The following is a 21107-nucleotide window of genomic DNA, read 5'->3' as shown; positions in this document are numbered from 1 at the left end:
TCGGTATAATCCTCGGCATGAATCCCATGCCCGATGACCTTCCCGATGACCCTGTCCTGCTCAAGCAAATGCTCCTTGAGGCTTACGCAGCATGCTCGCGTGAGCAGGAAGTCAAAGAAGCCTACGCCACTCACATCGTTGATCTGAAAGAACAGATCAAGTTGCTGCGTGATCGTCTTTTCGGCCGCAAGTCCGAGCAGGCCATCGACCCCAACACGCCGCAACTGGCGATGTTCAACGAGGCAGAAAGCGAACCTCTGTTGACGGTGGAGACGCCGGATGAAGAAGTCGTCACGCCAGCGCCACTCCGGGGAAAACGCAAGCCACTCTCGGCTGATCTGCCACGTATCGAAGTCATCCACGAGCTGCCTGAACACGAACTGACCTGTGCCTGCGGTTGCCTCAAGCATGAGATCGGCGAGGAAATCAGTGAGCAACTGGATATCGTGCCGATGCAGATCCGCGTGCTCAAACATGTCCGTAAGGTCTACGGCTGCCGGGGTTGTGAAGTTGCCCCGGTCACGGCAGACAAACCGGCTCAACTGATAGAGAAGAGCATGGCCAGCCCGAGCGTGTTGGCGATGTTGCTGACGACCAAGTATGTCGATGGCTTGCCGCTGCACCGTTTTGAAAGTGTCCTGAGCCGGCACGGTATCGACATTCCACGACAGACACTGGCGCGCTGGATTATCCAATGCAGCGAACATGTCCAGCCGCTGTTGAATCTGATGCGTGAGCGATTGCTGGAAAGTCCGGTCATTCATTGCGATGAAACCCGTGTCCAGGTACTGAAAGAACCGGATCGAGACCCGACCAGCCAATCCTGGATGTGGGTGCAAGTCAGCGGGCCGCCTGACCGAAAAGTCGTGCTGTTCGACTACAGCTCCAGCCGGGCGCAGGAAGTGCCGTTGCGCCTGCTGGAAAGTTATCGCGGGTATGTCATGACGGACGATTACGCCGGCTATAACGCGTTGGCGCTGCAGCCTGGCGTAGAACGGTTGGCGTGCATGGCGCATGCCCGGCGCAAATTCGTCGACGCTCAGAAAGTGCAGCCTAAAGGCAAAACCGGACGGGCCGATGCCGCACTGACGATGATCAACAAGCTGTATGGCATCGAGCGCGAACTGAAAGATGCCAGTGACGAGCAGCGTTTTGTCGCGCGACAGGCGCAAGCCTTGCCAGTCCTGAGCCAGTTGAAAAGTTGGTTGGACAAGGCCCAGTCCCAAGTCACGCCGCAAAGCGTGCTGGGCAAGGCCGTGAATTATCTCGCGAATAACTGGAGCCGATTGGTGCGTTACGTCGAGACTGGTTTTTTGCCGATCGACAACAATCTGGCCGAACGCTCGATCAAGCCGTTTGTCATCGGTCGCAAGGCCTGGCTGTTCAGCGACACGCCCAAGGGCGCCACGGCCAGTGCCCAGATCTACAGCTTGGTCGAGACTGCAAAGATCAACGGCCAAGAGCCTTATACGTGGCTGCGCCACGTACTGGAGCGACTGCCCCACGCGCAGACCGTAGCGGACTATGAAGCGTTACTTCCGTGGAACTGCTCGCCGGAAATGCCACGGTAACTGCGACTTCCTATTCGCGGTAGGTGGGGTTCATGGATCGCTTACGCTACAGCGACGACAAGCTCAAGGTCGACTTCGCCTACGACGCCCTGGGTCGACGTCTGTACAAGAACTCGGTCGCGCATTACTGGGATAGGCCGGAAGCGGGTACCGGCTGGAACCAGATGCAACGGGCCAAGCGCCAACGTGAACTGGGTTGCGGATTCACCCTGTTCGGCTGGGACGGCGACACCCTGGCCTGGGAAAGCTCACCGCCAAGGGACGATGGCGATACCGGGCGTACGGTGCATTACCTGTATGAACCGGGCAGTTTCGTGCCGGTGGCCCAGGCCCTGCGCAAGCGCCCGATCGTGCTCCACAGGCAGCCGGATTGGCGTCAGCGGGAGTACGACTTCGATCAGGATCCGTTGTGGCAAACGACGATGCCGCCGCAGGCGTTCGATGCGATTGCCTGGTACCACTGTGACCACCTCGGCACGCCGATGGAGCTGACCGATCAGCACGGCAACGTTGCCTGGGCGGGGCAGTACAAGGCGTGGGGCGAGGTGCGGGAGGAGCGTTCGGAGTGGGCCAAGCAGGTCGGGATGAGTAACCCGATTCGCTTTCAGGGGCAGTATCACGATCATCAAACTGGGCTGCATTACAATCGACATAGATACTATGATCCCGATGTAGGGCGGTTTGTCAGCAAGGATCCGCTAAGCTACGGCGGAGGAGTAAATATTTTCCTTTACGTGGCTAACCCTACCGGAATGATTGACCCGCTGGGGCTTTGCAGTTCGAAGCTCAACAATGCATTAGGAGGGATTGCGGGCGACCACCTTCAAGCTCACCATATCGTTCCTGAACAGATTTGGAAAAACCACACATCATTCTTTGTCTCTATAGGCCTCGGCGGGGATGTGGACAAGAAACAGAATGGAGTTCTAATGCCGGATAGGGAGGGCAAAGCAAAACAAATGGGGCGCATGCTCTATCATTGCGGAAGCCATGCTAAGTACAGTGCGGGGGTTGATTTCGAGGTGTCTAGAATCTCGGCCGCTCATTCTGCGGGAATGATTAATAATTCTACTGCGCGGGATAAAATTGCGGCGCTACAAAATAGGAACAGGATGTTGCTACAAGCTCCCGGTGTTCCTGGTATTGCACCTAAACGCTTAGAATAAGGGGTAAAAATGAAATTCTACATGATGAGCCAGAAAAAAGACTCTGGTTGTCCTTTGGGGCTTCTTGATGCCACCTTGTACGACACGATTTATGAAAATTGGGGGGAGGTGGAATATGGCGCCTTCCCTTGGTACGCTAATTCAGCGAGGCACCACCCTCATGAAAAAATGCCTGAAGGCATGGTCCTAGTGGGAGCCGGGAAAAAGTACTGTTTTGGTGCGCGCCGACTAATTAACGATCTATACGCAATTAGTGATAGTTTTTATAATGCGTGTGAAAAGTCCGGGGTGGTTTTTCAGGATGTTGTTCGCGTTAGCTTTAAGGTAGGAGGAGGTAGAAGGGAAAACCCCGGTGCTTATCATGTGGCTGTTTTTAAGTCATACGCAATTGAAGAGGTTATAAAAGGTTCTTTAGGTTTGGTGCGCGACGAGTACAATATGGTGGAGTCATTTGGCAAGTTGGAGTTGAATGATGTTGGGAATGCTGTATTTAAGATATCTGGCCTTTCTCCTTATATAAATACTTTATTTTGCAGTGAAGAATTTAAAAATAAAGCCGAAGAGGTAAAAGTCTTGGGTGTCGATTTTTACCCCATTGAAGAGTGGGGGTCGGAGAAGATATATCCTTTGTAATTAAGTTTGCCTTGTTTTTAGGTCAGGATTGTAGGGCGCTCGGTGGGTACAGCTCGGTGGGGCGTCTGCTCAAAGTCATCAGCCGCCCCTACTTGGAAATTTTCGCCTTCGATTCAAATAGCAACCTTCGGGATCTGAGTCGATGGCAAGCCGCTTCGTCAGTTGTGCACTTACCATTACGACGGCCAGGGCGACCTGATCGGCGCCCGTGACGAAGATGGCGCCGCCTGCACAGTCGGTACCGCAATCATCGGATCACGCGGTCCAATGATCGCGTTGAGGGCGGCTTCATCTTGGAATGGGATGGCAGTGGTCCCCGTTCCAAGGCCAGCGCCGAATCGAGCTGCGTTTTGACCGCATGGGCCGCGTGGCCGCGCTCACCGCCCACCTGGCCGAGCAGAACCAGACCGAGACCTTCGCCTTCGACGCCACCGGCATCCATTACAAGTACGACGAACGCGGCAACCTGGTGCACCGCTTACAGAACGGCGCGCACGCCCACTTCACCTGGGACCTGTTCGACCGGTTGGCCAGCTACAGCGACGACAAGCTCAAGGTCGATTACAGCTACGACGCCCTGGGTCGGCGCTTGCACAAACATTCGGTGGCGCACTACTGGGATCGGCCGGAAGCGGGTACTGGCTGGAACGAGATGCAGCGCGTTAAACGCCAGCGCGAACTGAACTGTGGTTTCACCCTGTTCGGCTGGGACGGCGACACCCTGGCCTGGGAAAGCTCACCGCCAAGGGACGATGGCGATACCGGGCGCACGGTGCACTACCTGTATGAACCGGGCAGCTTCGTGCCGGTGGCCCAGGCCCTGCGCAAGCGCCCGATCGTGCTGCACAGGCAGCCGGATTGGCGTCAGCGGGAGTACGACTTCGATCAGGATCCGTTGTGGCAAACGACGATGCCGCCGCAGGCGTTCGATACGATTGCCTGGTACCACTGCGATCACCTCGGCACGCCGATGGAGCTGACCGATCCGCACGGCAACGTTGCGTGGGCGGGGCAGTACAAGGCATGGGGTGAGGTGCGGGAGGAGCGTTCGGAGTGGGCCAAGCAGCATAGTCTGGGTAACCCGATCCGCTTCCAGGGGCAGTACCACGATCATGAGACAGGGCTGCATTACAATCGACATAGATACTATGATCCCAATGTAAGGCGGTTTGTTAGCAAGGATCCCATCGGGCTCGTCGGCGGCATTAACGTCTATCAGTACGCGCCCAACCCGACGCAGTGGATTGACCCGCTGGGGCTGGCTCGATACCCTTGCGATCCGTGCTCGAAGTACGATGTTGGTACCTACGACGATCTCAAGAAGCGTTCCGCTTCTGGCGACGGTCTAGATATTCACCACGCGATGCAAAGCAAGCCGGCTGGTCAGGTCGTGCCGAATTACGATCATCAGACCGCACCGGCAATTGCTGTTCCGAGGCCAGAGCATTTGCGAATTCCGACGATCAAAGGCTCTTATACTGGCACCGCCCGGGATCTGCTCGCGAAAGATATTCGCGATCTCAGGAGCCGCACCGGAGCATCAAACGAATGCTTGCAGCGCTTGATTGACCTGAACAAGCAGACGTATCCCGGTGCGTTCGCGAGGAAATTACCAACGTGTGAGCTAAGCACATGAACACAGCCGAACTACTTTCATTGATAGACGAGCACGTGAGGGACGCGACGATCAATGACTTAATCGCACTCTTCACGTCTCCTCCCGGCAGGAAACCGGAAAAGTTCTTGGTAGATGTAGCCGCGTGGCGTTCGAACCTCAACGACCACGATCGTGAGCTGTTGGATCGGGTAATCGCGGAATCCGTAAAAGGCGCACTTTTTGGCCTATTTGCAGTTGTCGATGGTGCGCGCGTGGTAGATCAAACCGTTGAACGATTCGTTATCTGTACCGAAGACCATGACGGGAACAGAGTTCCAATCAACGATATGGGTTCGGATTTGCATAGCCACTTTGCGCCAGATTGATTGATGGACCGCATCCGAAAAGAGCGGTGAAACAACAGGGCTGCGTAAGGGGCCCTTGTTGTTGCCCAGAAATCGACCTCCGCGCGGTCACTTGTTTCTCCCTGATCGGGGAGAAGCGCAGCGGCAGCCGTCATTCTGTTGGTGACTAGAAAAGTCGTTCCGCAACCACCTGGCGCGCGTCGTCGTTGAGGTGCATTTGCTGAATTCCGGCGATCGCACGGTGCAGCCAGGTATCGGCAATTGCACGATGCTCGTCGTTCGTGTCGGCCAGCGCCGCCGACAATTGCCGAATTCCGGTGCTGGCCGTCGCGCTGTCGTCGGCGTTGTTTGCAGTGGAAATATCGTGCCGGCCCAAAACGCGAGCTGATCCAGGCCATCAATGCCGACAGCAAGCTGCAATGGTTCCATGACGAAGCGGGAAACCTCTCTCACGAGCATCAGTACTACCTCAAGACCGCTGTGCCGATGGTCGCATTGTGGAAGCAAGAGTACGACGCGCTGAACCTTCGCCCCGATGGCCATAAGTTCAGAACGCTCACCTACGGGAGCGGTCACGTGCTTGGCGTGACCCTTGACCAGCATGAGCTGCTGGCCTACGAGCGCGACGACCTGCACCGTGAAGTGGTCCGGCGGGTCGCCTGCTGCCAGCCACCAGTTGCCTGAGGGTCGAAACCTTCGCCTTCGACCCCGCCGGCAACCTGTTGGACCAGAAGCCCCAGGAGCTGAACCGCCCGCTGGAAGCCGACCCACGTCGCAACAAGTTGATGGACAACCTGCTGCGCGAATACGCCGGCACCCACTACAAGTACGACGAACGCGGCAACTTGGTGCACCGCTTACAAAACGGCGCGCACGCCCACTTCACCTGGGACCTGTTCGACCGGTTGGCCAGCTACAGCGACTACAAGCTCAAGGTCGACTTCGCCTACGACGCCTTGGGTCGACGTCTGTACAAGAACTCGGTCGCACATTACTGGGATAGGCCGGAAGCGGGTACCGGCTGGAACCAGATGCAGCGGGCCAAGCGCCAACGTGATCTCGGCTGTGGCTTCACCCTGTTCGGTTGGGACGGCGACACCCTGGCCTGGGAAAGCTAACCGCCAAGGGACGATGGCGATACCGGGCGCACGGTGCACTACCTGTATGAACCGGGCAGCTTCGTGCCGGTGGCCCAGGCCCTGCGCAAGCGCCCGATCGTGCTGCACAGGCAGCCGGATTGGCGTCAGCGGGAGTACGACTTCGATCAGGATCCGTCGTGGCAAACGACGATGCCGCCGCAGGCGTTCGATGCGATTGCCTGGTACCACTGCGATCACCTCGGCACGCCGATGGAGCTGACCGATCAGCACGGCAACGTTGCCTGGGCGGGGCAGTACAAGGCGTGGGGTGAGGTGCGGGAGGAGCGTTCGGAGTGGGCCAAGCAGCATGGCCTGAGTAACCCGATTCGCTTCCAGGGGCAGTATCACGATCACGAGACTGGGCTGCATTACAATCGACATCGGTATTATGATACTCGGGGTGCTCGATTCATTCGTAAAGACCCCATTAGCTATGCCGGGGGGCTAAATCAATATGTATATGCTCCAAACCCTATAAGTTGGATTGATCCACTAGGACTAGCAAAAGAATGTTGCTGTGGTGCAAAAGGATTAGGGAACGCTACAGAGGCGGGCTCTGTTTTTACTCAGCAACGTAATTTTTGGTCAAAAGATCCTATTCAGTTTAGTGGGAATAAGGTCTATCAGCGGAATGATTTATTTGATCCTAATTTGCAAACTAGTTGGCGTGAAGGTGGCAAGGTCATAACCGGTAGTAATGCTGAGCGTATGGCCTCTGGTCGAGCGCCCATAGGTGTAGATGGCAAGTCGGTGAACCTGCACCATATGACACAAACACAGTCAGGGCCTATTGCAGAAATGACGCAAAGTTTTCACCAAACCAATAGCGCAACTATTCACATTAACCCTAATATAATTCCTTCTGGTAGTGATAGGGCAGCTTTTGATAAGTGGAAGGTGCAGTACTGGAAGCAACGACCTGCAGACTTTAGGAATTGAGAATGAGCCAAGTTACGACACATCAAATTGAGGAATTAGTATCACTGCATCCTGATATCGTGTGCTTTGGTAGCCAGGCCGATTGCGTGAGTGATGACTGGATTGAGAAGGCCGAGCAGCGGCTAGGGCTTGAACTGCCAGGGTCGTACAAGTGGTTTTTAAAGACGTATGCGGGTGGCGAGATTGGTACTGAAGAAATTTACAGTATCTATGGCGTGGACTTTGAGGGTGTCAATGGAGGGGATATTGTCTATCAGCATATTGTGGGCATAAAAAATAATCTGATAGATGGCAAAAAGCTTGTGATTAGCGAAACTGATATGGGGGAAGTCTTTTTCTTTGACTATTCGAAGTTTAAAGATGGTGAGTGCCCCGTGAGTCTTCGACTTCCGTCTGGTGAAAACGTTAATTACGCTTCAGATTTTTATGAGTTTTTATATAAACGAATTTCTGCTCATATTAGATAGATATTCTCATCCTGCACCGGCCATGCGCCGGTGTTGTTTTATCTGCTTACTGCAAAATCTCCTGTCCTTCGTTGCTGGCTTTAGTCGTGGCCTGAGCGATCAGGGCATCAAGCATCTGCGCAACGAATTTCTGTTGGCTCTTAGGGAGACACTGCATAAATAGCCAGCCGCCCCCACCCTTGGCACACTGAGCCCCCTCAACCAGCCTCCTCCGTGAGCTTTGTTACGCGCATGCAAAAGACCTTCTCCGAACTCGAATACACCGGCAAGAAAAAGCAGACTCGCCGAGATCGCTTCCTGGCGGACCTTGAACAGCTGGTGCCCTGGGCACAAGTGGAGGCGCAAGTGGCGCCGTTCTATAGCGACACCACAGGCAAGCGTGGACGCCCTGCGATTGGGTTGTCGCGCATGCTGCGCATGTATGTCGTGCAGCAGTGTTTCGGTCATCTCCGATGAAGGTACCGAAGATGCCGTCTACGACAGCCAGGCCATTCGTGGTTTCATCGGCATCGACCTGGGCCGTGAGTCGGCACCGGATGCCACCACCTTGTTGCGGTTTCGCCGCTTGCTGGAAACCCATCAGCTAACGCGGGTGCTGTTTGAAACGATTAACCAGCATCTGGCCAGCCAGGGTCTGCTGCTCAAGGAAGGCACTATCGTCGACGCTACCCTGATCGCCGCGCCGCCTTCGGTCAAGAACCGAGAAGGCAAGCGTGATCCTGAGATGCATCAAGCGCAAAATCGAATACGCCAAGGCGCAGCTGCGTGCCAAGGTCGAGCATCCCTTCCAGGTGATCAAGGTGCGCTTCAATCATCGCAAGGTTCGCTACCGTGGACTGGAAAAGAATACGGCGCAGTTGTTCAGTCTGTTGGGGTTGGCCAATCTGGTACTGGCCAAGCGGTATTTGCAACGGACGGCGGGATAAGTCCGTCCGAAAGGCGGGGCTGGCCCGCTAATCAGCAAAATCAGGGTAGAAATCGGCCCAAGAAACGCAGAATAAGGCCGGTAGGTTGAAAAACCGGCTTGAAAATGGGGACGGTGAGAATTGGCTAATTGTTCAGCGCCTCCCTAACAAACCTACTTGTAAAAGTTGCAGAGATGCATTGACACACCTAGGAGTGGAATGGGAATGAGCTTTGCTTACGGTGAAATTGTGTGGCCCAATGATGGTCGAGAGGCAAATATTGTACTGAGAAAGTTTATGCTCATAGCCCTTGCAGCAATTAATTATACGTTTCCAGAAGACTTGCCAAGCCCAATAAATTTTGTTGAAAAATACATTTCACGAGAAATCGACCAGTTGGAGTGCCGGAAATTAGCAGCGCAGTGGCGAATACAGATACCGGGTCTTGAAGGTGTTCGTGATTTCCATAGCAGAGATGCATTAAGCACTCGATTGGCAATGCTGTTACTAAGCATTGATGAATCTGACGATCAAGAAATGATGTCGGAAAAGCTCAGTTGGTTTATGGAGTTCCTTCAATGCGACGACGAGAACTATAAACTAGCGGATAAAATTCTTACGGATTACTTTGTCAGCTACGTATGCAAGTAGCTTTTCATGTAAAAATTCATAATGCGCACAGGTACCGGCTGGGACGGCGACACCCTGGCCTGGGAAAGCTCACCACAAAGGGACGATGGCGATACCGGGCGTACCGTGCATTATCTGTATGAACCGGGCAGTTTCGTGCCGGTGGCCCAGGCCCTGCGCAAGCGCCCGATCGTGCTGCACAGGCAGCCGGATTGGCGTCAGCGGGAATACGACTTCGATCAGGATCCGTTGTGGCAGACGACGATGCCACCGCAGGCGTTCGATGCGATTGCCTGGTACCACTGTGACCACCTCGGCACGCCAATGGAGTTGACCGATCCGCACGGCAACGTTGCGTGGGCGGGGCAGTACAAGGCGTGGGGTGAGGTGCGGGAGGAGCGTTCGGAGTGGGCCAAGCAGGTCGGGATGAGTAACCCGATTCGCTTCCAGGGGCAGTACCACGATCATGAGACAAGGTTACACTATAATCGCAATCGCTACTATGCGCCCAAACAAGGACGCTACATCAGCAGAGACCCAATAAGCTATGCTGGTGGGCTAAACCTATATATTTATGTTTCAAACCCAATAGAGCTGACCGACCCTTTATGGCTTTGCAGCCGAAAGCTCGATAATGTTCTAGGGGGTGCTATCGGTGATAATCTTCAGGCTCACCATATTATTCCTGAGCAAGTCTGGAAAATACATAAGCCATTCTTTGACTCGATAGGTCTTGGTGATGGCATGGATAAAAAAGAGAATGGTGTTCTGATGCCCGATAGCGAGGCTAAAGCAAAGCGGGTAGGTCGAATGTTGTATCATTGCGGAAGTCATCCAATTTACAGTGCCTATGTAAGAATGGAAGTGCTTAGGATAAAAAATGATTACAGAGAGGGTGTGATCAGCGACTCTGTGGCGAGAGAAAGGATTGTTGTACTCCAAAATCGAAATCGTAAAATGCTGCAGGCGCCTGGAACTCTAGGTTTGAAACCAAAAAGGTTGGATTAAATATGAACTTTTATGCGATTAGCCAGAAAAAAGACGTAGGCTCGCATCTGGGTCTGCTAGATGCCGCACTCTATGATAAAATATACGAAAATTGGGGTGAGATTGAATATGGGTATTTCCCTTGGTATAAAAATGCGCCAGTTAATGGTGGGCATGAAAAAATGCCTGCGGGGATGGTGCTTGTAGGGGAGTCAAAAAAATATTATTTCGGTGCTCGTAGTTTGGCGGAGGGACTGTATGCAATTAATGAAAAATTCTATGCTGCATGTGTAGAAACCGGGGTGCATTTCATTGATGTGGTTAAGGTGGATTGCAAAGTCAATGGTGGGCGGACGGATAATCCTATTGGTTACTATGCTGCTGTTTTCAAATCTTATAGCCCTGATGATGTGATTGATTTGTCGTCAAAAATTATTGGTGACGAGTATGGTCGAATGCAGTCTTTTGAGTCGTTAATGCTTAAGAAAAAGGACAGTGCAGTGTTTCGAATTGATAGGCTTTCACCGTACATAGATACTCTTTACTGCACAGAGGATTTCAAGGAGAAGGCTGAAGCGCTCGGCGTGTTAGGCGTTGAATTTATCTCTTTAAAAGAAAGTGACTCAAAGGGGATTTTGCCATTATAGCTATATCGCTTGAGGTCTAGATAAAATATGTTTTTTGAGCAGGCGCAAGTTTATAACTTGCGCCTGGGTGAACGGGAAGATGCAGCGGGCCAAGCGCCAACGTGATCTCAGCTGTGGCTTCACCCTGTTCGGCTGGGACGGCGACACCCTGGCCTGGGAAAGCTAACCGCCAAGGGACGATGGCGATACCGGGCGCACGGTGCACTACCTGTATGAACCGGGCAGCTTCGTGCCGGTGGCCCAGGCCCTGCGCAAGCGCCCGATCGTGCTGCACAGGCAGCCGGATTGGCGTCAGCGGGAGTACGACTTCGATCAGGATCCGTCGTGGCAAACGACGATGCCACCGCAGGCGTTCGATGCGATTGCCTGGTACCACTGTGACCACCTCGGCACGCCGATGGAGTTGACCGATCCGCACGGCAACGTTGCGTGGGCGGGGCAGTACAAGGCGTGGGGTGAGGTGCGGGAGGCGCGTTCGGAGTGGGCCAAGCAGCATAGTCTGGGTAACCCGATCCGCTTCCAGGGGCAGTACCACGATCATGAAACAGGGCTGCATTACAACCGGTATCGCTACTATGATCCGAGTTCTGCGCGATTCATTGCTCAAGATCCAGAATTTTGAACGTTTTATTGACTACTTTTATGGATAGTGAACGAGTCCCTTGAAAGTGGGGTGATTACTATTGGAAATATTGGCGATGAACATGATCTGGAAATTCCAGCGGGTGTTTACAAATTGATCTATGAACTCGGGCAAAAAAAGGCAACCATGGTGTCGCCTCAAAATGACGCTCAGACGCTGAAGGGGATTGTTGAAAAGGCAAGATTGCAACTAAGAATTACTTGACCTCGAGTTCACCCAGCCGCGCTCTTTACTCGTAGCCACGCCGACATCGCCCTGACCACCTTGGGCATGCGCTCTCTCGTGCAGGGCCTGGATTGGCGGTTGGTGGCGGGTGCCGGTGACATCCGCGTCACCCGGCAGAAGCTGCGGCGCAACCCCCGGGCCAACTTGGGCGCGGTGTTCCTGGAAATCCTCGAAGGCCACCTGCAGGCCAACCTTGGCGGCGAGCTGGAGCACTACGTCGACGGCGCCCTCGAGCAATTGCCTGCCATGCTCGAAGCCGCCGGCCAGACCGCCAGCCAACTGTTCGGTGGGCTGGCCGGGCTGCTCAAGGACGCCGCTAGCGGCAACCTCGACGCCGAGGTCAATCATGCCCGGGCCCGCCAGCAACTGGCCCAGGTGGCGCTGTACGACTCCATGTTTGAAGTCGACGCCTGGACCCTGGCCGCCGCGCCCCTCGCGCCAACGGATGGTCAAGTGGCGTTGGATAACTCGACCCAGGTAAAAGCTACATCTGCACGACGTGTAGGCGTTGACTCAAAAAATATGGAGCTAGTCGTTTTGGATAGAACTGAGGTGCATGTAAATGGGGGCGCCCAATCCCCCTACTGACAACGCCGCCAAAACTCATCCGCCAACCGCCGCAAGTCCTGCGCCAAATACGCCACATCACTGGCACGTGAGTGGCTATGCTGCCCCACCTCCACCGTCGCTTCACTGGCCAGACGAATACTGACGATATTGCGGTTTATGCTCTCGCTGACCTGGCTTTGTTGCTCCACCGCCGCGGCAATCTGCAAGCTCATCTCGTTGATCTGGTTGACCCGGGCGCTGATGCCATCCAGGGCGCTACTGGCCAGTTGCGCCTGCTCGACGCTGTGTCCGGCGTGCTCGCTGCTTTGCTGCATCACTTCTACCGCGGCGCGGGTGCCGTCCTGGAGGGCACCGATCATGCGCTGGATTTCATGGGTCGACTGCGCGGTGCGCTTGGCAAGGTTGCGTACTTCATCGGCCACAACGGCAAATCCCCGACCTTGCTCGCCGGCTCGGGCCGCCTCTATCGCCGCGTTCAATGCCAGCAAATTGGTCTGTTCGGCAATACCGCGGATGACATCGAGCACACCCGATATCTCGCTGCTGTGGGTTTCCAGCCGGTGAATCACCTGACTGGCCTCGGCCAACGCGCCGGCCAGACCCTGGATGGCGTTGCGGTTACGGTCCACCAACCGATGCCCGGCCTGGGTCTCGCCCTCGGCCTCATCCGCCGCCACCGCTGCCAACTGCGCGCTGCTCGCCACCTGGGCAACACTGGCGCTCATCTGGTGGATCGCCGTGGCTACCTGGTCGGCTTCGCCTTGCTGCTCGAGGCTATGGCTATGACTGGTGTGCAAGGCGTCGACCAAGGCGCCGGAATGGGCCGCCAGGCGTGTCGAGGTGTCGCCGATACGCCCCACCACCGCGCCCAGTTGGGCCTTGAGCATGCGCATGGCGAAAGCTACCTGGCCGATGTCATCACGTCGGCCGGTGTACAACTGCTGGCTCAAGGGGTTGTCGGCTATGGCCAGGGCCTGTGCGCGCAGGCGTTCGAACGGGCGTAGCAAGACGACGATCACCAGGCCGCTCAAGCCTGCAGCCAGCCCCAACTCCAGCAGTGCGGGCAAGCCGCCTATACCCAGGCCCCAATGGCTCAGCGCGGCCACCGACGCCAATACCGTGCCGACGCTGAGCATCAGCCGGCTGCGTAACCCCAGCACCGGTATGCGCTGGCGCCAACCGCCACGGCCCTGGCGCAACTGCGCATAGCAACGCTCAGCCGCCGCGACCAGCTCGGGGCTGGGCTTGGTCCGTACCGATTGGTACTCGATGGTCTGGCCGCCACTGCTGATCGGCGACACGAATGCACTGACCCAGTAATGATCGCCATTCTTGCAACGGTTCTTCACCAGCCCCATCCACGAACGCCCGCCCTTGAGCGTCTGCCACATCTGCTCGAAAGCCTGGGGCGGCATGTCCGGGTGGCGGACGATGTGGTGGGCATTGCCCAGCAACTCATCATGGGAGAACCCGCTGACCTTCACGAAATCCTGGTTCGCATAGGTGATACGGCTGTCCAGGTCAGTGGTGGAAAGAATGTTGGCATCGCCGGGGTAATCCACTTCGCGACCGGTAACAGGCAAATTGCACTTCATCGGAGGCACTCGTTGTTGTAGTTGGGAAGATCGGCAGGGCATTCGACTCTAGGGGTAAAAACAGGCGTTGAATTGATCCAGCGCAGGATATTGGCAATTGGCCACCAACGAGCCGAAACTGTCGGCGCTGTCAGCCAGGCGTCACGCTGCCGACCCGGTCAGGGGGCTATAAGCTTCACTACGGACACGTGTTTCCCACCCCTCTTGGCCAAGGTGCTTGCCCCATGCGACGCCCGTCCCGCTCTCTTCTTCTCGCCGCGGTGGCGCTCCTGGCGCTGGCTGCGCTGGGCCTGTGGTTCGGCCAGCGCGAGCAAGCGCCCGGGCCACGTGCGCAGGCGGCGATTCCGGTACGGGTGGTCAGCGTCGTTCAGCAGGACGTGCCGCGTTATGCCAGTGCCATCGGCTCGGTGCTGTCGCTGCACAGCGTGGAAGTGCGGCCCCAGGTGGAGGGGGTATTGACCCAGGTGCTGGTCAAGGAGGGGCAATGGGTGAAGCAAGGCGACTTGCTGGCCACCCTCGATGACCGGGCGATTCGCGCCAGCCTGGACCAGGCCCGCGCCCTGCTCGGCCAGAGCCAGGCGCAGATCCAAGTGGCCGGCGTCGATCTCAAGCGCTACCGCCTGTTGAGCGCCGATGACGGCGTTTCGAAACAGACGCTCGATCAGCAACAGGCGCTGGTCAACCAGTTACAGGCTACGGTCAAGGGCAACCAGGCGGCCATCGCCAACGCCCAGGTGCAGCTGTCGTACACCCAGATCCGCTCACCGGTGACCGGTCGAGTCGGTATTCGCAACATCGACCCTGGCAACCTGGTGCGTACCAGCGACACCCAAGGCCTGTTCAGCGTCACCCAGATCGACCCGATCGCCGTCGAATTCTCCCTACCGCAGCACATGCTGCCGACCCTGCAACGCCTGCTCAAGGCCCCCGCCCCTGCTCTGGTCCAGGCCTACATGGACGCCGACGGCGAACGCAACCTGCTGGGCGAAGGCCACCTGGCCCTGATCGACAACCAGATTTCCGCCACCACCGGCACGGTGCGGGTCAAGGCCGAGTTCGACAATAAGGATGGCCGCCTGTGGCCCGGACAACTGGTCACCATTCGCCTGCGTACCGCCGTGGACGAAAACGTCCTGGTGGTGCCGCCTCCGGTGGTGCAACGTGGCGTCGATGGGCACTTTGTCTACCGCCTGGACGGCGACAAGGTCACCAGCGTGCCGGTCAAGCTGATATACCAGGACAGCGAGCTGAACGTCATTGCCGGGGTCAAGCCCGGTGAGCGCCTGGTACTCGATGGCCAGTCACGGCTTAAGCCGGGGTCGCGGGTCGAGGTCACCCCTGACGCCCCTGCCGCGTCGGCAATGGCCGACCGCAGGAGTCAGCCATGAATACGCGCAATGGCGTTTCAGCCTGGTGCATCGACCACCCGATCGCCACCCTGCTGCTGACATTCGCCCTGGTGCTGCTGGGCGCCATCGCCTTCCCGCGCTTGCCGGTGGCACCGTTGCCGGAAGCGGACTTCCCGACCATCCAGGTCACCGCCCAGTTACCCGGCGCCAGCCCGGAAACCATGGCATCGTCGGTGGCGACGCCGCTGGAGGTGCAGTTCAGCGCCATTCCGGGCATGACCCAGATGACCAGCAGCAGCGCCCTGGGTTCGACCAACCTGATCTTGCAGTTCACCCTCGACAAAAACATCGATACCGCTGCCCAGGAAGTGCAGGCGGCGATCAACACCGCCACAGCGCGCCTGCCCCAGGACCTGCCCAACCCGCCGACCTGGCGCAAGGTCAACCCAGCCGACAGCCCCGTTCTGGTGCTGACCGTAAGCTCCTCGCAGATGCCAGGCAATGACCTGAGTGACTATGCCGAAACCCTGCTGGCCCGCCAGTTGAGCCAGATCGAAGGCGTCGGTCTGATCAACATCACCGGGCAGTTGCGCCCGGCAATACGGGTCCAGGCGCAGCCGGAGAAACTCGCAGCCATCGGCCTGACCCTCGCCGACCTGCGCCAGGCCATCCAGCAAACCAGCCTGAACCTGGCCAAGGGCGCGTTGTACGGCGAGCACAGCGTGTCGACCCTCGCCGCCAACGACCAGCTGTTCCACCCGCAGGACTACGCCAAGCTGATCGTCTCCTACCGCGACGGCGCGCCGGTGTATCTGCAGGATGTGGCGAAAGTGATCCATGGCGCCGAAAACGCCTACGTCAAAGCCTGGTCCGGCGCGCAACCAGGGCTGAACCTGGTGGTGTTCCGCCAGCCCGGTGCCAATATCGTCGACACCGTCGACCGGGTGCTGGAAGCGCTGCCAAGGCTGCAGGAGATGCTGCCTGCGTCGGTCGAGGTCTCGGTGCTGCAGGACCGGACACAGACCATCCGCGCCTCGCTGCACGAGGTGGAGCTGACCCTGTTGATCGCCGTGGTGTTGGTGATCGGGGTGATGGCGTTGTTCCTGCGGCAATGGTCGGCGACGCTTGTGGTGTCCAGTGTGCTAGGGGTGTCGCTGATCGCCAGTTGCGCATTGATGTATGTGTTCGGTTTCAGCCTGAACAACCTGACCCTGGTGGCCATCGTCATTGCCGTCGGCTTCGTGGTGGACGATGCCATCGTCGTGGTGGAGAACATCCACCGCCACCTTGAAGCGGGCGACGACAGTCGCACCGCCGCGCTCAAAGGTGCCGGGGAAATCGGCTTCACCGTGATCTCGATCAGTTTCTCGCTGATCGCTGCGTTCATTCCGCTGCTGTTCATGGGCGGTGTGGTCGGCCGGTTGTTCAAGGAGTTCGCCCTTACCGCGACGGCCACCATCCTGATCTCGGTGGTGGTGTCGCTGACGCTGGCGCCCACGTTGTGCGCGCTGTTCATGCGCCGCCCGCCTCGCGAGCAACACGGCGGCCTTGGCGAGCGCCTGGTGCGCCGGTACGCGCGTGCCCTGGACCATGCCCTGGCCCACCAGCGCCTGACCCTGGGTGTGTTCGGCATCACCCTGGCGTTGGCAGTGGCCGGATACGTGGCAATCCCCAAAGGTTTCTTCCCACTGCAGGACACCGGTTTCATCCTCGGCACCACCGAGGCGGCGGCGGATGTGTCGTACCCGGCCATGATCGAGAAGCATCAGGCACTGGCCAGGATCATCGAAGCCGACCCAGCCGTGCGCGCGTTCTCCCATTCCGTCGGCGTGACCGGCAGCAACCAGACCATCGCCAACGGCCGATTCTGGATCGCCCTGAAACCCCGTGGCGAACGTGACGTTTCCGCCAGCGAGCTGATCGACAGGCTGCGGCCAAAGCTGGCCCAGGTGCCTGGCATCGTCCTGTACATGCGCGCCGGGCAAGACATCAACCTCAGCTCCGGCCCTTCCCGCACCCAGTACCAGTACGTGCTCAAGAGCAATGATGGCATGGCCTTGAACCTATGGACCCAGCGCCTGACCGACCGCCTGCGGGAAAACCCGGCACTGCGCGACCTGTCCAACGATCTGCAATTGGGCGCCAGCGTCACCCGCATCGACATCGACCGCCAGGCCGCGGCGCGCTTTGGCCTGACCACCACCGACGTCGACCAGGCGCTGTACGATGCCTTCGGCCAGCGGCAGATCAGTGAATTCCAGACCGAGACCAACCAGTACAAGGTGATTCTCGAACTCGACGCCCGCCAACGAGGCAAGGCCGAAAGCCTGAACTACTTCTACCTGCGCTCGCCGCTGACCCACGAAATGGTCCCCCTGTCGGCGCTGGCCCACGTCGCCCCGCCAAGCACCGGGCCGCTGTCGATCAGCCACGATGGCCTGTTCCCGGCCGCCAACCTGTCGTTCAACCTGGCGCCAGGCGTGGCCCTGGGCGATGCCGTGCAGATCCTTGAGCGCACCCAGCGCGAACTCGGCATGCCCGACTCGATCAGCGGCAACTTCCAGGGTGCGGCCCAAGCCTTCCAGAGCTCGCTGTCGAGCCAGCCGTGGCTGATTCTGGCAGCACTGGTGGCGGTGTACATCATCCTGGGCGTGCTCTACGAGAGCCTGGTCCACCCCCTGACCATCATTTCCACCCTGCCATCGGCGGGCCTGGGCGCGCTGATCCTGTTATGGGCCATGGGGCAGGACTTCAGCATCATGGGACTGATCGGCGTGGTGCTGCTGATCGGCATCGTCAAGAAGAACGGCATCCTGCTGATCGACTTCGCGCTGGACGCCCAGCGCACGCAGGGCATCACGCCCGAGCAGGCGATCCACCAGGCCTGCCTGACGCGCTTTCGGCCGATCCTCATGACCACCCTCGCCGCCCTGCTCGGTGCCGTACCGCTGATGTTCGGCTTCGGTACCGGCGCCGAGCTGCGCCAGCCCTTGGGCATCGCCGTGGTCGGCGGGCTGTTGGTGAGCCAGGCCCTGACGCTGTTCACCACCCCGGTCATATACTTGGCCCTGGAACGCTTGTTCCATCGCCGCCGGGCCATCCAGGCGGCTGCGCCCAGTGCCACTTGAGACAAGACCATGCGTGTGCTGATCATCGAAGACGAAGAAAAAACCGCCGACTACCTGTATCGCGGCCTGAGCGAACAGGGCTTCACCGTGGACCTCGCACGCGACGGCATCGACGGCCTGCACCTGGCCCTGGAAGGCGACTACGCGGTGATCGTGCTCGACGTGATGCTGCCTGGCCTGGATGGCTATGGCGTGCTGCGTGCACTGCGGGCGCGCAAGCAGACGCCGGTGATCATGCTGACCGCTCGCGAACGGGTCGAGGACCGTATCCATGGCTTGCGCGAAGGTGCCGACGATTATCTGGGCAAACCGTTCTCGTTTCTGGAACTGGTCGCTCGCCTGCAAGCCCTCACCCGCCGCAGCAGCAGCCATGAACCTTTGCAGGTCCAGGTCGGCGACCTGTGGATCGACCTGATGGCGCGCAAGGCCAGCCGTGCCGGCCAGCGCCTGGACCTCACCGCCAAGGAGTTCTCGCTGCTCAGCGTACTGGCCCGGCGGCAGGGCGAGATCCTGTCCAAGACCGCCATTGCCGAACTGGTCTGGGACATCAATTTCGACAGCGACGCCAATGTGGTCGAGGTGGCGATAAAACGCCTGCGCGCCAAACTCGACGGCCCGTTCGACAACAAGCTGCTGCACACCATACGAGGCATGGGCTATGTCCTGGAAAACCGTGCCGGCTAACTCCATCGCCCTGCGATTGTCGGCGCTGTTCATCCTGGTGGCGATGGGCGTGTTCCTGTTGATTGGCTCGGCGTTGTACCGCCAGGTCGATCGCAGCCTCGACCTGCTGCCCGCTGCCGAGCTCGATGCGCGTTTCAGCGTGCTTGAGTCGACCCTCAACCGCTATGGCACCCCTGAGCACTGGGCCAAGATCACCAACAAGCTTAACCTGCTCAGCGAAGAAGACCGGCGCATCCGCTTCTGGGTGGTCAGCCAAACCCCGGCATTCGAGTATGGCCAGCCGGACGCGCTTATCCGCACATTTGCCGAAGGGCCGCAGGGTATGCGCGAGCTGCGCCTGCCCGATCGGCCCTACCCCTACAAAGTGCTGGTCAGCGAACTCCCACCTTTGGCGGGCCGCCCCGCGTTGCGCTTTCTGATCGGCATCGATACCGAAACCTTCTGGCAGGCCCAGCACAGCTTGTTGGTGGCCATCGTTGGTCTTGCCGTGCTCGGTGTGCTGTTGGCCTCGCTGCTAGGCTACTGGGTGGCGCGCATTGGCCTGCGTCCGCTTCTGGCCCTCTCCAACGAAGCCCAGGCGCTGGCGCCGCCACGTCTGGACGGACGCCTGCAAACCCACGACCTGGCGCCTGAGCTGGCGCAATTCGCAGGCGCCTTCAATGCCGCGCTCGACCGGGTCAGCCAGGCGTATTCGCGGCTCGAGGCCTTCAACGCCGACGTCGCCCATGAATTGCGCTCGCCACTGACCAACCTGATCGGCCAGACCCAGGTCGCCCTGACCCGTGGTCGCAGCGCCGAGCACTACTTCGAAGTGCTGCAATCGAACCTCGAAGAGCTGGAGCGACTGCGCAGCATCATCAACGACATGCTGTTCCTGGCCAGCGCCGACCAGGGCAGCAAGGCCACGGCCCTGACCCAGGCCTCGCTGGCCGAAGAGGTGGCGACCACCTTGGACTACCTGGACTACATCCTTGAAGACGCGCAGGTCAGCGTCACCGTCAGCGGCGACGCCCAGGCGCCCATCGAGAAAGCCCAATTGCGCCGGGCACTGATCAACCTGATCAACAATGCCGTGCAGCATACCGCGCCCAAGCAGGTGATCCAGGTGCACATCGCTGCCGACGCCGAACAGGTCAGCATCGCCGTGAGCAACCCCGGCCCCGCCATCGAGGGTACCCACCTGCCGCTGCTGTTCGAGCGCTTCTACCGGGTGGACGCGGCGCGCAGCAACAGTGGCGGCGGCAACCACGGCCTGGGGCTGGCCATCGTCAAGGCCATTGCCCTGATGCATGGCGGCGATGTTTTCGTGCGCAGCGAAGCCGGCGCCAACACCTTCGGCATTCGCCTTCCAAGCGCTCAACTACGCGGGTTTGAGGCAAAAATCTAAGCCAGTTCAGCGGCGATCATTACTTTTTGTGCAACAGTGCTTATCGTACCCGATACTGTTTCCCGGGCATTGAAAGGACTAACTTTAGTCCTGTCTCAATCAGCACTTGCCAAGCAAGAAGGTAGTTTCAAAATGTCCAACAGTATGGGTATTGCCAGCGTCTTCATCCTGTCTTCCCTGTTGTTGTCGCCCCTGGCCATGGCCGAAGAATCCCAGGCTTTCGTCGCCCGTAACGCACAACTGGCCGCAGCTCAGCAAGAAGCTCGCGAAGCCGTGGCACACAAGGCAGACACTCTGAAAGACGCCAAGCAGACAGCTTCCAAAGCTTCTGTCGACGCCAATGCCGACAGCTGAGTTGTCGCTGTCACCGTTTCCGATTTCCCTTGGCTACGCCATGGGCACCTCCCGTGCCGGTATGTTAGCCTTTTAAAGCCGCTGATCGCTCAGCGGCTTTTTTTATGTGCTTTAACCATCAGCGCG

17 protein-coding genes and 8 pseudogenes are annotated in these 21107 nt (G+C 58.2%); 22 read left to right on the top strand and 3 right to left on the bottom strand.

The window, feature by feature from the left end:
* The first annotated feature begins 17 nt into the window (after positions 1-17).
* From C4Q26_RS16525 to C4Q26_RS16505, 6 genes and pseudogenes are all read left to right on the top strand, one after another.
* The gene (locus C4Q26_RS16525; RefSeq protein ID WP_104882684.1) at positions 18-1571 is read left to right on the top strand and encodes an IS66 family transposase; all 1554 of its coding nucleotides are present in this window, start codon (positions 18-20) and stop codon (positions 1569-1571) included.
* A gap of 35 nt (positions 1572-1606) precedes the next feature.
* Positions 1607-2350: pseudogene (locus C4Q26_RS28390) on the top strand (RHS repeat-associated core domain-containing protein); the annotation flags it as partial.
* Positions 2324-2737, top strand: coding sequence for an AHH domain-containing protein (locus C4Q26_RS28385; protein WP_238546562.1), 414 nt, complete (start codon positions 2324-2326; stop codon positions 2735-2737). The pseudogene C4Q26_RS28390 and the gene C4Q26_RS28385, both read left to right, overlap by 27 nt.
* Before the next feature lie 9 nt (positions 2738-2746).
* On the top strand, positions 2747-3370 hold the full coding sequence (locus tag C4Q26_RS16515) for a hypothetical protein (RefSeq protein ID WP_158664895.1): 624 nt from the start codon (positions 2747-2749) through the stop codon (positions 3368-3370).
* 433 nt (positions 3371-3803) lie between these two features.
* Positions 3804-4643 (top strand): annotated as a pseudogene (locus tag C4Q26_RS28590) (RHS repeat-associated core domain-containing protein); the annotation flags it as partial.
* Between the two features lie 359 nt (positions 4644-5002).
* Entirely contained in the window at positions 5003-5353 is a 351-nt protein-coding gene (locus C4Q26_RS16505) for a hypothetical protein (RefSeq protein WP_023382277.1), read from the top strand.
* A gap of 145 nt (positions 5354-5498) precedes the next feature.
* Here C4Q26_RS16505 and C4Q26_RS16500 read toward each other — a convergent pair whose 3' ends face one another.
* Complete coding sequence (locus tag C4Q26_RS16500) at positions 5499-5708, bottom strand: hypothetical protein (protein WP_041925546.1); 210 nt, start codon at positions 5706-5708, stop codon at positions 5499-5501.
* A 5-nt stretch (positions 5709-5713) separates the two neighbouring features.
* On the opposite strand from C4Q26_RS16500, the pseudogene C4Q26_RS28585 reads away from it, so the two are divergent.
* The 11 genes and pseudogenes from C4Q26_RS28585 to C4Q26_RS16460 form a co-directional block, all read left to right on the top strand.
* Positions 5714-6978, top strand: a pseudogene (locus C4Q26_RS28585) (RHS repeat-associated core domain-containing protein); the annotation flags it as partial.
* Between the two features lie 201 nt (positions 6979-7179).
* Positions 7180-7410: an HNH/ENDO VII family nuclease gene (locus tag C4Q26_RS28200; protein ID WP_218274792.1), complete on the top strand. Its 231-nt coding sequence runs from the start codon at positions 7180-7182 to the stop codon at positions 7408-7410.
* A gap of 2 nt (positions 7411-7412) precedes the next feature.
* Positions 7413-7877: an SMI1/KNR4 family protein gene (locus C4Q26_RS16490; protein WP_104883325.1), complete on the top strand. Its 465-nt coding sequence runs from the start codon at positions 7413-7415 to the stop codon at positions 7875-7877.
* Between the two features lie 231 nt (positions 7878-8108).
* Positions 8109-8803: pseudogene (locus tag C4Q26_RS16485) on the top strand (IS5 family transposase).
* Between the two features lie 204 nt (positions 8804-9007).
* On the top strand, positions 9008-9433 hold the full coding sequence (locus C4Q26_RS16480) for a hypothetical protein (protein ID WP_023382282.1): 426 nt from the start codon (positions 9008-9010) through the stop codon (positions 9431-9433).
* 36 nt (positions 9434-9469) lie between these two features.
* Positions 9470-10033 (top strand): annotated as a pseudogene (locus C4Q26_RS28360) (RHS repeat-associated core domain-containing protein); the annotation flags it as partial.
* The gene (locus C4Q26_RS28355; protein WP_371919604.1) at positions 10007-10420 is read left to right on the top strand and encodes an AHH domain-containing protein; all 414 of its coding nucleotides are present in this window, start codon (positions 10007-10009) and stop codon (positions 10418-10420) included. The pseudogene C4Q26_RS28360 and the gene C4Q26_RS28355, both read left to right, overlap by 27 nt.
* Before the next feature lie 2 nt (positions 10421-10422).
* Positions 10423-11046: a hypothetical protein gene (locus tag C4Q26_RS16470; protein ID WP_104883323.1), complete on the top strand. Its 624-nt coding sequence runs from the start codon at positions 10423-10425 to the stop codon at positions 11044-11046.
* A gap of 76 nt (positions 11047-11122) precedes the next feature.
* Positions 11123-11659, top strand: a pseudogene (locus C4Q26_RS16465) (RHS domain-containing protein); the annotation flags it as partial.
* 60 nt (positions 11660-11719) lie between these two features.
* Positions 11720-11893 (top strand): hypothetical protein, encoded by a 174-nt coding sequence (locus C4Q26_RS27885; RefSeq protein ID WP_158664894.1) that lies wholly within the window; start codon positions 11720-11722, stop codon positions 11891-11893.
* A 66-nt stretch (positions 11894-11959) separates the two neighbouring features.
* On the top strand, positions 11960-12502 hold the full coding sequence (locus C4Q26_RS16460) for a hypothetical protein (RefSeq protein ID WP_148299934.1): 543 nt from the start codon (positions 11960-11962) through the stop codon (positions 12500-12502).
* Here the strand turns inward: C4Q26_RS16460 and C4Q26_RS28855 are convergent.
* A pseudogene (locus tag C4Q26_RS28855) lies at positions 12496-13014 on the bottom strand (methyl-accepting chemotaxis protein); the annotation flags it as partial. The gene C4Q26_RS16460 and the pseudogene C4Q26_RS28855 overlap by 7 nt on opposite strands.
* A 399-nt stretch (positions 13015-13413) precedes the next feature.
* Positions 13414-14079, bottom strand: a pseudogene (locus C4Q26_RS28850) (PAS domain-containing protein); the annotation flags it as partial.
* Between the two features lie 224 nt (positions 14080-14303).
* Between C4Q26_RS28850 and C4Q26_RS16450 the strand changes: the two are divergent.
* From C4Q26_RS16450 to C4Q26_RS16430, 5 genes are all read left to right on the top strand, one after another.
* Complete coding sequence (locus C4Q26_RS16450; protein ID WP_104883321.1) at positions 14304-15467, top strand: efflux RND transporter periplasmic adaptor subunit; 1164 nt, start codon at positions 14304-14306, stop codon at positions 15465-15467.
* Positions 15464-18556 carry a multidrug efflux RND transporter permease subunit gene (locus C4Q26_RS16445; protein ID WP_027907448.1) on the top strand — a complete coding sequence of 1031 codons (3093 nt, stop codon included), beginning with the start codon at positions 15464-15466 and terminating at the stop codon, positions 18554-18556. The genes C4Q26_RS16450 and C4Q26_RS16445 overlap by 4 nt, the downstream gene beginning before the upstream one ends.
* 9 nt (positions 18557-18565) lie before the next feature.
* The gene (locus C4Q26_RS16440) at positions 18566-19240 is read left to right on the top strand and encodes a heavy metal response regulator transcription factor (RefSeq protein WP_023382289.1); all 675 of its coding nucleotides are present in this window, start codon (positions 18566-18568) and stop codon (positions 19238-19240) included.
* Entirely contained in the window at positions 19215-20627 is a 1413-nt protein-coding gene (locus C4Q26_RS16435; RefSeq protein ID WP_023382291.1) for a heavy metal sensor histidine kinase, read from the top strand. The genes C4Q26_RS16440 and C4Q26_RS16435 overlap by 26 nt, the downstream gene beginning before the upstream one ends.
* A gap of 132 nt (positions 20628-20759) precedes the next feature.
* The gene (locus tag C4Q26_RS16430) at positions 20760-20981 is read left to right on the top strand and encodes a hypothetical protein (RefSeq protein ID WP_023382293.1); all 222 of its coding nucleotides are present in this window, start codon (positions 20760-20762) and stop codon (positions 20979-20981) included.
* The last annotated feature ends 126 nt before the right edge of the window (positions 20982-21107 follow it).

The sequence above is a fragment of the Pseudomonas sp. SWI44 genome, assembly GCF_002947915.1.
Taxonomy (GTDB): Bacteria; Pseudomonadota; Gammaproteobacteria; order Pseudomonadales; family Pseudomonadaceae; genus Aquipseudomonas; species Aquipseudomonas taiwanensis.
This window is presented reverse-complemented; position numbering and strand designations above follow the sequence as displayed.